Below are 14,484 nucleotides of genomic sequence, written 5' to 3'. Positions count from 1 at the left end.
TCATGCACCAGTCGTTCGATTCATTCGAGGAAGGCGGCATGGAGACCACCGCGCCCTCGATCGCCATCGTCGGCATGTCTTGCCGCTTTGCCGGGGCACGCGGTCCTGAAGAGTTCTGGTCGCTGCTGCGCGAAGGGCGGGAGGGGATCGAGACTTTCGGAGAGGCGGAACTGCTCGCCGCCGGGGTGCCCGCCGCCTTGCTCCGCAACCCAAACTACGTGCGCCGGGGCGCGCCGCTGGCCGATATGGAATGCTTCGACGCGGCGCTGTTCGGGCTCAGCCAGCGCGACGCGGCGATCATGGACCCGCAGCACCGCCATTTCCTGGAATGCGCGTGGGAAGCGCTGGAAGATGCCGGGCACACGCCCAAGGGCTTCGCGGAAGCGGGCGGGAGTGGTGGTGGCGGCGGCGTGATCGGCGTCTTCGCGGGCTCGGGCCACAATGCCTACATGCCCTACAACCTGCTCACCAACGGCAAGCTGGTGAACGACGTGGGCCTGTTCCTGCTGCGCCACACCAGCAACGACAAGGACTTCCTGACCACGCGGGTGTCCTACCTGTTCGACCTCAAGGGGCCGAGCATCAATGTCCAGACCGCATGCTCGACCTCGCTGGTGTCTATCCACATGGCGATGCAGAGCCTGCTTTCGGGCGAGTGCGACATGGCGCTGGCGGGCGGCACCTCCATCGAACTGCCGCACCGGCAGGGCTATCTCTACGAAGAGGGCGAGATCCTCTCGCCGGACGGGCTCTGCCGTCCGTTCGACGCGGCCTCCAAGGGCACTGTCTTCGGCAGCGGCGTAGCCGTGCTGGCGCTGCGCCGGCTTGAGGACGCCATCGAAAGCGGCGACCACATCCATGCCGTGCTGCGCGGCTCCGCGATCAACAACGACGGTGCCGGTAAGGTCGGCTATCTCGCCCCCAGCGTGGACGGGCAGGCCGCCGTCATTGCCGAAGCTTTGGCGGTGTCCGACGTCGATCCGGCCGAGATCGATTATGTCGAGGCGCACGGCACCGGCACGCCCATCGGCGATCCCATCGAAGTGGCCGCGCTGACGCAAGTCTACGGCGGTTTCTCCGGCGCCGAGAAGCCCTGCGCGCTCGGCTCGGTCAAAGCCAATATCGGACATACCGACACCGCCGCCGGTGCGGCCGGCGTCATCAAAGTCGCGCTCGCCATGCGTCATGGCGAGATCCCTCCCGTTCCCAACTTCACGACCTCCAATCCAGATTGCGCGCTCGATGCCGGCCCCTTTTACATACCGGCATCAAGCGCGCCCTGGCCCCGGCGTGCTCATCGCCCCCGACGCGCCGGGGTCAGTTCGCTCGGCGTGGGCGGCACCAACGCCCACGTCATCATGGAGGAAGCGCCGCTGCGCGCTCCGGGCAGCACCAGCCGCCGCCGTCAGCTCCTGCTCGGTTCGGGACAGACGGCGGAGGCGGCGAGCGCCAACCTGAAGGCACTGGCCGCCCATTTTGCCGCGAACCGCGAAGGCTCGCTGGCCGATGCGGCCTTCACTTTGGTAACGGGCCGCCGCCACTTGCCGATCCGCCGCTTTGCCGTGGCAGGAACGGCGGACGAAGCGGTCGTCGCGCTTGAGGCTGCGGCTGCGGATCCCTCCGCACGGCCGCCCTGCATTCCGGGCCGCCCGGTCGCCTTCCTGTTCTGCGGCGGCGGTCCCCAGCATGTCGACATGGCGCGCGACCTCTACGAGACCGAGCCCACTTTCCGTGTCGAAATCGATCGCGGTATTGCATTGGCGAACCGGATCGGCGTGCCCGAACTGCGCCGCTGGCTTTTCCCGGTGGAGGCCGACCGCGCCCGCGCCGCCGAGGAAATGGAGCGCCCCTCCAATGCCTTGCCCGCGCTCTTCATCGTGCAGACCGCGCTGGCGCGGCTGTGGATGTCGTTCGGCATAGAGCCTGCTGCGATGATCGGGCACAGCTGCGGCGAATATGCGGCGGCGCATATTTCCGGCGTCGTGGACCTCGAAACCGGCCTGCGCATCGTCCACGCGCGCGGCCGCCTGTTCGAAACCACGGGCGAGGGCGCCATGCTCGGCGTGCCGCTGTCCGAGGCCGAACTTGCGGCGATGTTGCCCGCCGACCTTTCCATCGCGACGATCAACACGCCGCGCCTCTGCGTCCTCTCCGGCGCGGCGGACGCCATCGCCCGCTTCCACCAGACGCTGGAGACGCGCGAGATCGAATCGCAGCCGATCCCGATCACCGTGGCCGCGCATTCACCGATGCTCGACCCGATCTTGCCCGAGTTCCGCGCGCTGCTGCGGACGATGAACTTGCGGGCGCCGACGATCCCCTTCGCCTCGAACCTTACCGGAGACTGGGTGCGCCCGCAGGACGCGACCGATCCCGAGTACTGGGTCCGCCACTTGCGCGAGCCCGTGCGCTTCACCGATGGCCTCCAGCGCCTGCTCGACGATCCCGAGCGCGTGCTGCTGGAAGTCGGCCCCGGTCGCACCATGGGCAGCCTTGCGCGCCATCATCCCGCCCGGCCCGCCACGCAGCCGGTCATCAGTTCGATGCGCCACCCCGACCAGCCATTGGCCGACGATGCCTGTCTGATGCAGGCGCTGGGCGAACTGTGGGCAGCGGGCGTCGATATCGACTGGCAGGCCTGGTGGGGCGGCGAACGCCGCTTGCGCGTGCCGCTGCCGACCTACCGCTTCGACCGCCAGCGCCACTGGATCGAACCCGGCGCCAGCCTTGCGCTTGGCGGGCACGGCCATGCCGAGGATGTGCGGCTCGATCTGGCCGACTGGACCAACGAACCGGTCTGGACCCACTGCGACCTTCCCGACAGCGAACCGCTTGAAGGCCCTGCGCTGGTGCTCTGCGACGAGTCCGGTTTCGGTGAGCGCCTCGCCGCCCGGCTGCGCGCACGCGAGGTTCCGGTCGTGACCGTCCGCGCCGGAAAGCGCTGCCTGGAGACGGCGGAAGGTTCGTACATCGTCCGCCCCGGAGAACGGAACGACTGGGGCTGGCTGCTCGGCCGCCTGGCCGATGCGGAACTGCTGCCCCGGCAGGTCTATCACTGCTGGCAGGTCACCGCCCCGGGCAGCGGCCGTTCGGGCAGGGAGCGCGATGCGCTGCTCGCGCGCGGGCTGCACAGCCTTGTCGCCCTGGCGCCCGAACTGGCCGACGCCTGCGACGGTATCGACGTGGCACTCGCGGTCGTCACCAGTCAGGCGCAATGCGTGGGCGGCGACAGCGCCGTCATGCCGATCAAGGCAACGATGATCGGCGCCGCGCGCACGGTCGCGGCCGAATATCCGGGCCTGCGCACGCGCGCCATCGACATCGACTATTCTCCCGTCGCTCACCCGCAAGCGATCGCCGGGCTGACCGACTGGGTAATCGCCGGATTGGGCGAGACCGATGCCCGCGAATTGTCGGTGCGCGCGGGTGAGGGCTGGCTGCTCGATCACCGCATGGCCGCCAGCGCGCCTACGGCCGAGGGCCACAGCCTGCTCCGGCAGGGTGGCACTTACGTCGTTACCGGTGGCCTCGGCGGTATCGGCCTCACCATCGCTCGTCATCTGGCGAGCCGGTTCGGTGCGCGGATCGTGCTCGTCGGTCGCACCGCGCTGCCGCCGCGCGCGCGCTGGGCCGAACTTCTCGCCCGGGGCGATCTGCCGCTGGCGACCGAGGAAAGAGTGCGCAAGCTGCTGGCTCTCGAAGCGGCGGGCGCGCAAGTGGAATCGGTCGTTGCCGACGTTGCCGATGCCCGCGCGCTGCGCCGGGGCCTGCGGCGGGCGGTTTCCCGGTTCGGGCCGATCACCGGCGTGTTCCACGCAGCCGGTACACTCGATGACGGTCTGATCGAAACCCGCACACGCAGCGCGGTTGAAGCCGTGCTGCGGCCCAAGATCGACGGCACGCTGGCCTTGGAAGAGGCACTGGACGGCCACGCGCCCGAATTCCTTGTCCTGTTCTCGTCGATCAGCGCCTTTGCGGGCATTCCGGGGCAGATCGACTATGCCGCCGCAAACGCCTTCCTCGATGCCTATGCCCAGTCGCGCCGCCACGATCCGGTTACCCGAGTGTGCTCGGTGGGCTGGAGCCAGTGGGCCGAAGTGGGCATGGCCGCCGCGCTCAACCGGCCCGAAGGGGCTGCGAGCGAGCTTCCGGCCGATCTTGGCGAAGGCAAGCCCGTCGCGCATCCGTTCCTCGAACGGATCCATGCAATCTCCAGTCAGGAATTCGTCGTCACCGGCACGTTGTCCCCCCAACGGCACTGGCTGCTCGCAGAGCATCGGGTCGTAAATGCCGGTGCGCTGTTGCCCGGGACCGGCTTCCTTGAGCTGGCCCGGGCAGCGGTTGCACTCGTGAAGCCGGGGCCGCTGGAATTCTCGGACTTCTCGTTCCTGCGGCCGTTCGCGGTGCCCGACGACGGCGCGCGTGAACTGTGCATCCACGCCCGCCGCCGTGCCGAGGGCGGATGGCGCATCTCGGTGCTCGGCCGTCCCGAAGGCGCGGGCGGCAAGGACTGGGTCGAACACGCGCGCGGACTGGTGCGCTGCCATGGCACGACGCCGCTCAATCCGGCGCTCGACCTCGACGCCATTGCCGAGCGCTGCCGCGCGGGTATCGGCGGCGGAGCGGACCAGCCCAAGCTTCAGGTCGGCCCGCGTTGGAACAACCTCACGCGGACGCTGGTGGGCAAGGGCGAGGCGCTGCTGCGGCTCGAATTGCCGGAAGAATTTCACGGCGACCTTGATGAAGTGTTGCTCCATCCCGCGCTGCTCGATTTCGCCACTGCCGGGGCGCAGACGCTGATCCCCGGCCGCGATGCCGAGCGCGATTTCTACGCCCCGTTCACCTATCGCCGCTTCTTGCTCCATGCCCCGCTTCCGGCAGAGATCGTCAGTCATGTGCGCCTTCGCCCGGGCGGTGAGGATGCCGGACAGACGGCGGTTTTCAACGTGACCATCACCGATCCCGACGGCCTCGTGCTGGCGGAAGCGAGCGAGTTCACGATGATGCGGGTGATCGACACCGGCCTGCTCTCTCGCGGGAGCGAATCCGGTGCTGCGCCCGTCTCGCTCGCTCCGGTCCCCGGCGCGCAGGAGGGTGAGGCTATCCTGCCCGAAGAGGGCGTTCGGATCGTCGAGCGCCTGCTGGCGGGCAAAGCCCGGCCGCACACGGTGATTTCGCCCTATCCGCTCCCAGGCGTGCTCGCCCGCCTGCGCAAGCCGCCGCGCCGGGCTCCGGCCGCCAGCGAGGGCGATCCCGCCGACTTGCCTGCGACCGAGGCAGAGAAGGTCATTGCCGACTTGTGGTGCGATCTGCTCGGCATGGACGCGGTGGGCCGCAACGACAATTTCTTCGACCTTGGCGGCCATTCGCTGCTCGCCGTCCAGTTCACCAATCGCCTGCGCCGCAAGACCGGGCAGACGCTGCCGCTGGCGGCGATGCTGGGTCAGCCCACCGTGGCGAACCTTGCGGCGATCATCGATCCCGACAGCCGCGCGCTGGGCGGCGGATCGGGCGCGGCGGCGGAAACCGTCGAGGCGGGCGTCATCACCATCCGCAAAGGCGGATCGGGTCTGCCGCTGTTCCTCATCCACGACGGGCTTGGCGAGACGCTGCTCTATCGCGGCCTTGCCCTGCGGCTGGACTCCGCGCGGCCGATCCTCGGGCTCGAACCGCTGCGCAATGCGGACGGCAGCTATGCCCATACCCGGATCGACGAGATGGCCGCCTATTACCTCGGCCTGATCCGGCAGGCCCGGCCGACCGGCCCCTATCTGCTGGCAGGGCTCTGCGCCGGTGGCGTGATCGCTTTCGAGATCGGCCGCCAGCTTCAGGACCTTGGTGAGCAAGTCGCCTTCGTGGGCATTATCGACGCCGCCGATGTCGAGGCGCGCAGGCGGCGGTTCCTCAACACCCGGTTCAGGCTGGCGCGCATGCGCGGGCTGATCGGCGAGGTCGGCACCGCACATGTCCTGCCCGAACTGGGACGCCGCGCCTGGAACGCAGTGCGGTGGGAAGTGGGTTCGCGCGTCAGCCGGATCCGCGACCGCCGCACCGTCCAGTCCCTGCGCGCCGGAGGCGTGCCCACGGCCGCCGAAAGCACGCCGGCCCGGGCCATGTCGTTCCTCAAGCTCTATGAAGTGGCGCACAAGGAGCATCAGCCGCGCGGCATTTTCGAAGGCGGCATGGTGGCGCTGTTCAAGGCTAGCGACGTCACCAACTTGCCCGACGACATGCCTTACCGCCTGACCTACCGCGACTATGCGCTGGGCTGGGGCAAGCGCGTGCGCGAGGAGATCATGATCGTCGACGTGCCCGGCGGGCATGGCAGCAGCTTGCAGGAACCGAATATCGAGACGCTGGCTCCGCTGTTTCAGGAAGCGCTCGACAATGCGCTGATGGACCTGGCCCCGTCCTACGCTTCCGAGGCGCTGGAAGGGCCCGTCGAATTGCTGGGAGTAGCCGCGGAATGACGCCTTCCAACGCCGCAAAGACGGTGCCTTCGCTCGACGTTATCATCGTCAACTACCGCACCGGACCGCTCGTCGTCTCCTGTCTGGAGAGCCTGCTGGCCGAACGCGGCCCCGATATCGCGCTGCGGGTCTTCGTGGTCGACAACGCCTCACCCGATGGCTCGGCCGCTGTGATCGAAGCGGCAGTCGCGCGTGAAAAGTGGGACTGGGTGACCGTGATCCGCTCGCCGGTGAACGGCGGGTTCGGCGCGGGCAACAATATCGGTTTCGAGGCGATCCTGTCGGGCTGCGATCCCGCGCAGACGGTGTGGCTGGTCAACCCCGATACCCGCGTCATGCCCGGCGCGGCGCGGGCGTTGGTGGAGTTCATGGCCGCCGTTCCCGCTGCGGGCGTGGTCGGCACGGCGCTGCTCGAAGGCGACGGCGCGTTGTGGCCCTATGCCTTCCGCTTTCCGACCATTCTGGGTGAGCTGGAGCGGGGACTGCGCTGGGGACCGGCCTCCAGGCTGCTGTCGCGCCACGCTATCGGCCGCCGGATGGGGCCGCGCCCGGAACCCGTCGACTGGGTCAGCGGCGCCAGCTTCGCGATCCGCCGCAAGGTGCTGGAGGAAGGGCTCCGCTTCGATGAGGGCTTCTTCCTGTTCTACGAGGAAACCGACTTTTGCCGTATGATCCGGGCTGAGGGCTGGCAAACGTGGTACCTGCCGCAGGCCGTGGTGCTGCACATCGCGGGGCAGAGCATCGGCGTCCACGCCAAGGATGCAAAACTGCCGCGCATGCCCGGCTATTGGTTCGATTCTCGCCAGCGCTACTTCGTCAAGAACCACGGCCGCGCCTATGCCATGCTGGCCGACATGGCATGGATGGGCGGGCATATCCTGTTCCTTGCCAAGCAGCTGTTGCGCAGGGAAGACACGCCGGATCCGCCCCGCCTGCTGAGCGATTTCGCGCGGCGCTCCGCATTGGCGCCGCGTCGCAGCCAAAGCCTGGAAAGTGCGTAACCACGCACTACTGGCGCTGAACCGCGAGGCGGACAGGGCCCTGCGCGGCTTTGGCCTTGCGATGGAGCCGATTACAGCACCGTTTCCGCTATGGCTGCTGTCCGTGCCGGACATCGTCGATCCGCGTCTTGCCGCCAGCCTTTCGGATGCGGAGCGGGAGCGGGCAGGGCGCTTTCTGCGGGAGCCACTGCGCCGACGCTACATCGCCGCGCATGGCGCGCTGCGCGTGCTGGGTGAGTGCTATTTCGGAGTGGCGGCGGCAGACCAGCGCTATGATCCCAACGACTTGGGCAAACCCTATCTGTCGGGCGTACCGGGCGCGCAATGCAGCATCAGCTACAGCGGCCAGTCGGCGCTGATCGCATGGTCGCAGGAATATGAGATCGGTGTCGATCTGGAAGTGGTCCGTCCCATCGAGGACGCGGACGATCTGAGCGTGCTTCACTACACGCAGGATGAGCAGGCGGGACTGCGGGGCCCGGAATGCGGGCCGGGCAGCCCCATCTGCGATCGCGCCTTCCTGAGCGTATGGGTCAGGAAAGAGGCTTGCATAAAAGCGCTCGGTGCCGGGCTCTCGATCGCGCCGTCTTCATTTGACTGCGGGGTCGGGCCGGGGGTCAGGAGCGTCGAAATTGAAGGACAGTTCGTGGAATGTGAAAATTACGACCTGAAGGACGACCTGATGGTCGCCTGGGCCCGATTGCGCCGCGTGGCTTCACCGGGTCCATCGGCTTACGAACTGTATAATTGGTCTTACTGATAGGGCTGAAGAAGCCCTTCGCGGATCACGTGAGCAATCATATGAGCACGATTGCGCGTTCTTGTTTTAAGGCGAACGTTTTCTACGTGCCGCTCGACAGTGCAAGGTGCGATCTTCAATTCGATCGCGGTTTCTTTAGCAGAACGTCCCATCGCCACAAAACGAAGTACGTCCAGTTCCCTCGCAGTTAATTGCACTGCATCTTCATTACCAAATCTGTGCATGTAATTCCCCCAAATTTAATCGGTGAGGTCATTTCAACCTCATAAGCAATGTTACCTAGGGCGCTAAATGAGTCACGCTATATTTTGGATTCAACCGCAGCCGTTTGGCTTGGCCTTTTGCGTTTGCGATATCGCATGAGCCTATTCCGTTCATACTTAATCGCCGCTTCGGAACTCTCGGAATGATCCGGGAGTATTATGATGACGATTGCACACAGCGAACCGCACGGAAAAGCGTCCGGAACGTGTGTGGAACACAGATGCGGAAGGGAGCGATGGACGGCGCGCGTTAGTCAAATGGCTAACCCGTAAGAGCGAGGGGGAGGGGGTAAAAAATGGTCCCCGGTGCGCCTGGACAAATCCTTGGCTGAGGGGGCGCCCGATCTTGGGGGGCGAGAGGCCCAGTTTCCGTTTGATCCTGAGTCGGGAGGTCCATCACCCCGTCGCCCCCGCGTAGGCGGGGCCCCGCTGTCTTTTCGCCCCGCCGCAAGAAAAGCGGAATCCCCGCCTTCGCGGGGATGACGGGTTTTGGGTTCGATAACGGGATTGGAATGGCGAATGGCTTGTGGGCGCGGGATTCGCCCCGGTGAACGCTCTGCTTAGCCTAGGCCTGAGCCGCGTCGTCGATGCACACGGTCACCGATTCGCCCGGCTGACGCGATGGCTTACCCAGCGACAGCTCGCGCGCCATGACGGCGGCCTGCGTCCGGTTGCGAACGCCCAGCTTCTTGAGGATCGATTTGACCGAGGCCTTCATCGCCGACTCGCTGACCCCAAGGTCGCGCGCGATGGCCTTGTTGGGCAACCCTTGCCCCAGATGGCCAAGGACCATCCGCTCCCGCTCATTGAGGTTGTAGCTGTCGACCTTGGAGTTCTGGGGCGAATGGCTGGTGACCAGCAGCATGTTCCCCAGAAGGTCCACCAGCTCCGGCGGCGCCACCTTTTGCCCGATGGCCACCATCTGCATCATCGCCACCAGCGCCTGATAGGGCACGTGGTCCAGGAAGTAGGCATGCGCCCCGGCTGCATAGATCGCGACCATCTGCGAAAAGTCGAACGAGTCCACCAGCGTGACGATCCGCGTATCGGGAAAGCTGGCGAGGGTGGCCGCCACGGTGGCTGCACCGTCCACGCCGAGCAGCGACCGGTCGATGACCAGAATGTGGATTTCCGCGGAAGCGGACAAGTCCGCATCCAATTCGCGAAGATGGTCCACCGTCTCGACAATCTCGAACCATGAATCGGACAGAATGCGGCGAACACCTTCGCGCACGAGTGCATTCTTGATAGCAAGGGAAACTGCGGTAGCCATTTTGGGAAAGCCTCTGTTTTCCAATGCGCCAATTGTGCAGCGCCTCAGACGAGGTGGCCGTATATACTGCTCCGCCCAGCAGTGCTTATTCTGGATATCCGAATGCGTACTGTATATTTGCTTTTATCTTATCGCAATGCGTCCATTTGTAGCCCATCGTGACGAGCGGTCGTGGAGCAACGGGTAGCCGCAAGGTGCATGCGAATTATCGAATTTCCCGCTTTTCGGGCGCCGCATCCGGTACCATGCACGGTGCCGATTATCACGAGAGGCGATCGCTCTGAGTATTGCCTCCATGGTCCCGGTAATAAGCGGAGGGCGATTTTCGGAAGGCCCCTTTCGGGATCGAGTAAAGAGGTCCGTCGGCGCGGAATTGGCAAGGCGCTTGATATCCGGTTTTGTTGGGTAGAGATCGGAGCAAGTCCCGCGTCGGAACAGGGCACGGGGCGCTTCGTTACTGCCGGCAGAATTCAGAGGATCCGGTCAAATGCACGTCACCACGTACGACATCGCCGGACCCGTCCTGCTCACGCCCCGGCGTCATGAGGACGCGCGGGGCTATTTCATGGAGACCTTCCGTGCGGACATCTGCGCCCAGCACTGTGACGGCGCCATGTTCGTGCAGGATAACGAGTCCCTGAGCGCGCGGGAGGGAACCCTGCGCGGGCTGCACTTCCAGACGGCGCCGCATCAACAGGGCAAGCTGGTCAGGTGCACCGCCGGCGCGCTGTTCGATGTGGCGGTGGACATTCGCGAGGGCTCGCCGACGTTCGGCCGCTGGATCGCGGAAACGCTCACACCGGATAATGGGAAGCAGCTCTGGATCCCGCCCGGGTTCGCGCATGGCTTCTGCACACTGCTTCCCGATACGGTGATCGCCTACAAGGTGACCGACTACTACAGCCCCGAATGCGACACCGGCCTGGCGTGGAACGATCCGGCGATCGCCGTCGCCTGGCCGGATATCGCCGATCCGGAAACGCTGTCTGCGAAAGACAGGGCGCTTCCCACGTTGAGCGATCCCGCCGCCCGCGTCGCTGGCAAGGAGGCGCTGCGATGCGCGTGATCGTCACCGGCGGGGCCGGCTTCATCGGATCGGCGCTCGTTCGCTATCTCGTTCTGGAACGCGGGTTCGATGTGCTCAACATCGATGCCCTGACATATGCGGGCTGCGAGGCATCGCTGCGCGCCGTGGCGGACCGCCCGAACTACCGCTTCCTAAAGGCCGATATTCGCGACCGCGCGGCGATGGACGCCGCCTTCGCGCAGTTCCAGCCCGACCGGGTTATGCATCTGGCCGCCGAAAGCCATGTCGACCGCTCGATTACGGGAGCTTCGGCGTTCGTCGAAACCAACGTGATGGGAACCTTCGCCCTGCTCGAAGCGGCGCGCGGCTATTGGGCCGGGCTGGACCGGGAGCGGCACGCGGCGTTCCGGTTCCTCCATGTCTCCACCGATGAGGTCTACGGCACACTGGGCGAGGAAGGGCTGTTCACCGAGGACACGCCCTACGATCCCAGTTCGCCCTATTCGGCATCCAAGGCCGCGTCCGACCATCTCGCCAAGGCGTGGCACCGCACCTACGGGTTGCCGGTGGTAGTGTCGAACTGCTCGAACAATTACGGGCCCTATCATTTCCCCGAAAAGCTGATCCCGCTGACGATCCTCAACGCGCTCGCCGGACGGAACCTGCCGGTCTACGGGCGGGGCGAGAACGTGCGCGACTGGCTCTATGTCGAGGATCACGTGCGCGCGCTCGACTGCATTGCGGAGCGCGGCCGACCGGGCCGGACATACAATGTCGGCGGCGGCAATGAGCGTCGCAATATCGACGTGGTGCGACAGATCTGCGCGATCCTTGACGAACTGGTCCCCGCCGAAACCCCGCGCGAACGGCTGATCGCCTTCGTGACCGACCGGCCCGGGCACGACGCCCGCTACGCCATCGACGCCTCCCGGCTGGAGAACGAACTCGGCTGGCGCGCGCAGGAGACTTTCGAGACCGGCCTTGCACGAACCGTCCGCTGGTATCTCGACAACGAGTGGTGGTGGGGCCCGCTGCGCGCCCGCTACGAAGGCGAGCGACTGGGCCTTCCGACAGTGGTCGCCGCATGAGGCTGGCCGTCACCGGAACCAGCGGGCAAGTCGCCAGCAGCCTGCTCGAATGCGGACCGGCACGCGGCGTCGAAGTCGTGACCGTGGGCCGCCCCGAACTGGACCTCGCCTCGGCATCGCCGGACGATGCGATCCGCGCTCTGGAGGCGGCGTCACCCGATGTCATCGTCTCGGCCGCCGCCTATACCGCCGTCGACCGGGCCGAGAGCGACGCCGAAACCGCCCACGCCGTCAATTGCCGAGGCGCCGCCGCGATTGCGCAGGCCGCGAAACAACTCGGCGTGCCACTGGTCCATCTCTCCACCGACTACGTCTTTTCCGGAACGACCGGCCAGCCCCGCCGCGAAAGCGATGCCACCGCGCCGCTTGGCGTCTATGGCCTTACCAAGCTCGACGGCGAACACCGCGTCACCGCGCTCTACGGCGAAAACACCGCGATCCTGCGGACGGCGTGGGTCTACAGCCCGTTCGGCGGCAATTTCGTCAAGACCATGCTGCGGCTGGCGGGCGAGCGCCCGGAAATCTCCGTCGTCTCCGACCAGATCGGCAATCCCACCAGCGCGCTCGATATTGCCGAGGGCGTGCTCACCGTCGCGCGCAATCTCGTCCGCAGCCCGGATCCCGCCTTGCGCGGCACTTTCCATATGGCGGCGACGGGCGAAGCCTCATGGGCGGACCTTGCCGAGGAGACTTTCAAGATCTCGCGCCGGTTCGGCGGCCCGCAGGCCGAAGTGCGGCGGATTTCCACCGAGGACTATCCCACCCCGGCCCGGCGCCCCGCCGATGCCCGGTTGGACAGTTCCCGGATCAAGCTGGTGCATGGCGTCGTCATGCCCACCTGGCAGTGGTCGCTTGCGGCCGTGGTCGAACGGTTGGTCGGCAAGCCCGGCGTCGTTCCCTTATTGGTGAGAGCACAGGCATGAAGGGCATCATTCTCGCCGGTGGCAGCGGCACCCGGCTCTATCCGATGACGCTGGCGACGTCGAAGCAGCTCATGCCGGTCTACGACAAGCCGATGATCTACTATCCGCTCACCACGCTGATGCTGGCGGGGATCCGGCAAGTACTCATCATCTCCACCCCGCGCGACCTGCCCGCATTCCGCGACCTGCTGGGCGATGGATCGCAGTGGGGCATGGAAGTGGAATATGCCGTGCAGCCCCGCCCGGAAGGGCTGGCGCAGGCCTATGTCATCGGCGCCGACTTCGTGGGCCGAGATCCCTCGGCGCTCATCCTCGGCGACAATATCTTCCACGGCCATGGCCTGCCGAACCTGTTGACCGACGCGGCCCAGCGCGAGAGCGGCGCCAGCGTCTTCGCCTATCACGTGCAGGATCCCGAGCGTTACGGCGTCGTCGAGTTCGATGGGCAGATGAATGCCCTGTCGATCGAGGAAAAGCCCGCCCGGCCGCGCTCGAACTGGGCGGTTACCGGGCTCTATTTCTACGACGGGCAGGTGGTGGACATCGCCGCAAATCTCAAGCCCTCGGCGCGCGGCGAACTGGAGATTACCGACGTCAACCGAGTCTATCTCGAACGCGGATCGCTCTCGGTGGAAGTGATGGGGCGGGGCTTTGCCTGGCTCGATACCGGCACGCCTGAAAGCCTGATGGACGCCGCCGAATTCGTGCGCATCCTCGAAAAGCGGCAGGCCGTAAAGATCGCCTGTCCCGAAGAGATCGCCTTCCGGCGCGGCTTCATCGACGAGGGCGAGTTCGAGCGGTCCATCGCCCGCCTCGGCAAGTCGGAATATGCGCGCTATCTTCTGGGCGTGCTGGCCCAGACCAGTATCGCGAAAGGTTCGATCACCACCGAACCCGAACCGCGCATCGCGGCGCGGTAGGCAGGCTGGATCAGCCGTTGCTGGGGTAGATGAAGCCGGATACCGGGTTCGAACGTGAACCCATGCCGCCTGCCTGGGCGTACCATACGCGCACTTGGCTCCAGTCACCGGCAGCCGAAACGTCCTCGGCCAAGGCCCCGCGCTCGATCTTGCCGCGGAACGACCAGTTGGCATGGTCGAGCAGGATGTGGCGCGCGTCGAGGATCTTCTCGACAACCGCGACATGGCCCAGCGGCATGGCGGCCGACCGAGCCATCGCCAGCACCGCGCCGATCTTCGGCGTGCTGCCCCGCTCATAGAGGTCCTTGGCCTTTTCCCACCAGGTCCAGGCATTGCCGTGGATATCGATCCCCGAATGATCGCGGGCATAAGGCACGCACTGAAGCGGCGCCGCCATGGCCTGACCCGAGAAGCCGAACACCAGCAGCAGCGCAAACAGCGCCTGAGCAAGAGCCCGCGCCGGATTGCGGCGTGCCGACATCTGCTTGGTCATGGACATGATTTCAGGAGATGAATTGACAATAGAAAACCGATTGCCGCTCAACTACGCCACCCGCTTGTTCTTTTTGGACCCGCTCTGGCGACCCGCCAGGACCGCCGAATTCGGTCGGTGACCGGCGTGAAGCAGCCCTATCGCGGCTTGGCCATGCTCTTTCCCCAAGCCGTGGCGTGGGTGCGACGGATCGAAGAAGGCGCGGGAACCTTATCGATTCGTCGCAAAACTGGGCTCGAAAGCTGCGGTAAACTGCGGTTTCGGCG

The 14,484-nt window shown here is 65.9% G+C and carries 10 protein-coding genes; 7 read left to right on the top strand and 3 right to left on the bottom strand.

Features of this window, described 5'->3' with window-relative positions:
• The first annotated feature begins 2 nt into the window (after window positions 1–2).
• From EDF56_RS08125 to EDF56_RS08115, 3 genes are read left to right on the top strand one after another with little or no spacing between them, the layout of a single operon-like run.
• Entirely contained in the window at window positions 3–6,470 is a 6,468-nt protein-coding gene (locus tag EDF56_RS08125) for a type I polyketide synthase (RefSeq protein WP_132386217.1), read from the top strand.
• Complete coding sequence (locus EDF56_RS08120) at window positions 6,467–7,471, top strand: glycosyltransferase family 2 protein (RefSeq protein ID WP_132386216.1); 1,005 nt, start codon at window positions 6,467–6,469, stop codon at window positions 7,469–7,471. The genes EDF56_RS08125 and EDF56_RS08120 overlap by 4 nt, the downstream gene beginning before the upstream one ends.
• Complete coding sequence (locus EDF56_RS08115; RefSeq protein ID WP_243652472.1) at window positions 7,464–8,231, top strand: 4'-phosphopantetheinyl transferase superfamily protein; 768 nt, start codon at window positions 7,464–7,466, stop codon at window positions 8,229–8,231. The genes EDF56_RS08120 and EDF56_RS08115 overlap by 8 nt, the downstream gene beginning before the upstream one ends.
• Here the strand turns inward: EDF56_RS08115 and EDF56_RS08110 are convergent.
• Together EDF56_RS08110 and EDF56_RS08105 are read right to left on the bottom strand one after the other, a co-directional pair.
• On the bottom strand, window positions 8,225–8,455 hold the full coding sequence (locus EDF56_RS08110) for a helix-turn-helix transcriptional regulator (protein WP_132386215.1): 231 nt from the start codon (window positions 8,453–8,455) through the stop codon (window positions 8,225–8,227). The genes EDF56_RS08115 and EDF56_RS08110 overlap by 7 nt on opposite strands.
• Before the next feature lie 604 nt (window positions 8,456–9,059).
• Window positions 9,060–9,728: a response regulator transcription factor gene (locus EDF56_RS08105; RefSeq protein ID WP_243652471.1), complete on the bottom strand. Its 669-nt coding sequence runs from the start codon at window positions 9,726–9,728 to the stop codon at window positions 9,060–9,062.
• Window positions 9,729–10,254: 526 nt separating this feature from the next.
• Here EDF56_RS08105 and rfbC point away from each other — a divergent pair.
• Genes rfbC through rfbA form a run of 4 tightly spaced genes read left to right on the top strand, consistent with a single transcriptional unit; the run spans window position 10,255 to window position 13,725 of the window.
• On the top strand, window positions 10,255–10,833 hold the full coding sequence (rfbC, locus tag EDF56_RS08100) for a dTDP-4-dehydrorhamnose 3,5-epimerase (protein ID WP_132386213.1): 579 nt from the start codon (window positions 10,255–10,257) through the stop codon (window positions 10,831–10,833).
• Window positions 10,824–11,882 carry a dTDP-glucose 4,6-dehydratase gene (gene rfbB / locus EDF56_RS08095; RefSeq protein WP_132386212.1) on the top strand — a complete coding sequence of 353 codons (1,059 nt, stop codon included), beginning with the start codon at window positions 10,824–10,826 and terminating at the stop codon, window positions 11,880–11,882. The genes rfbC and rfbB overlap by 10 nt, the downstream gene beginning before the upstream one ends.
• Window positions 11,879–12,805, top strand: coding sequence for a dTDP-4-dehydrorhamnose reductase (gene rfbD / locus EDF56_RS08090; protein WP_132386211.1), 927 nt, complete (start codon window positions 11,879–11,881; stop codon window positions 12,803–12,805). The genes rfbB and rfbD overlap by 4 nt, the downstream gene beginning before the upstream one ends.
• A complete protein-coding gene (rfbA, locus tag EDF56_RS08085) occupies window positions 12,802–13,725 on the top strand; it encodes a glucose-1-phosphate thymidylyltransferase RfbA (protein ID WP_132386210.1) in 924 nt (307 codons plus the stop codon). Before rfbD ends, rfbA begins: the two co-directional genes overlap by 4 nt.
• A gap of 10 nt (window positions 13,726–13,735) precedes the next feature.
• Here rfbA and EDF56_RS08080 read toward each other — a convergent pair whose 3' ends face one another.
• Window positions 13,736–14,218, bottom strand: a complete 483-nt coding sequence (locus EDF56_RS08080; RefSeq protein WP_243652470.1) for a CHAP domain-containing protein — start codon at window positions 14,216–14,218, stop codon at window positions 13,736–13,738.
• Window positions 14,219–14,484 lie beyond the last annotated feature (266 nt).

Source organism: Novosphingobium sp. PhB165, assembly GCF_004341845.1.
In the GTDB taxonomy this organism is placed as follows: Bacteria; Pseudomonadota; Alphaproteobacteria; order Sphingomonadales; family Sphingomonadaceae; genus Novosphingobium.
The sequence above is the reverse complement of the archived record's forward strand: the minus strand, read 5'-3'. Positions and strand labels throughout refer to the sequence as shown.

What these genes read in the sequence shown, in the direction of transcription:
- EDF56_RS08080 (WP_243652470.1), bottom strand. Translation starts at nt 14,218, where the DNA reads ATGACCAAGCAGATGTCGGCACGCCGCAATCCGGCGCGGGCTCTTGCT.
- rfbB (WP_132386212.1), top strand. Translation starts at nt 10,824, where the DNA reads ATGCGCGTGATCGTCACCGGCGGGGCCGGCTTCATCGGATCGGCGCTC.
- rfbD (WP_132386211.1), top strand. Translation starts at nt 11,879, where the DNA reads ATGAGGCTGGCCGTCACCGGAACCAGCGGGCAAGTCGCCAGCAGCCTG.
- EDF56_RS08110 (WP_132386215.1), bottom strand. Translation starts at nt 8,455, where the DNA reads ATGCACAGATTTGGTAATGAAGATGCAGTGCAATTAACTGCGAGGGAA.
- rfbA (WP_132386210.1), top strand. Translation starts at nt 12,802, where the DNA reads ATGAAGGGCATCATTCTCGCCGGTGGCAGCGGCACCCGGCTCTATCCG.
- EDF56_RS08120 (WP_132386216.1), top strand. Translation starts at nt 6,467, where the DNA reads ATGACGCCTTCCAACGCCGCAAAGACGGTGCCTTCGCTCGACGTTATC.
- EDF56_RS08125 (WP_132386217.1), top strand. Translation starts at nt 3, where the DNA reads ATGCACCAGTCGTTCGATTCATTCGAGGAAGGCGGCATGGAGACCACC.
- rfbC (WP_132386213.1), top strand. Translation starts at nt 10,255, where the DNA reads ATGCACGTCACCACGTACGACATCGCCGGACCCGTCCTGCTCACGCCC.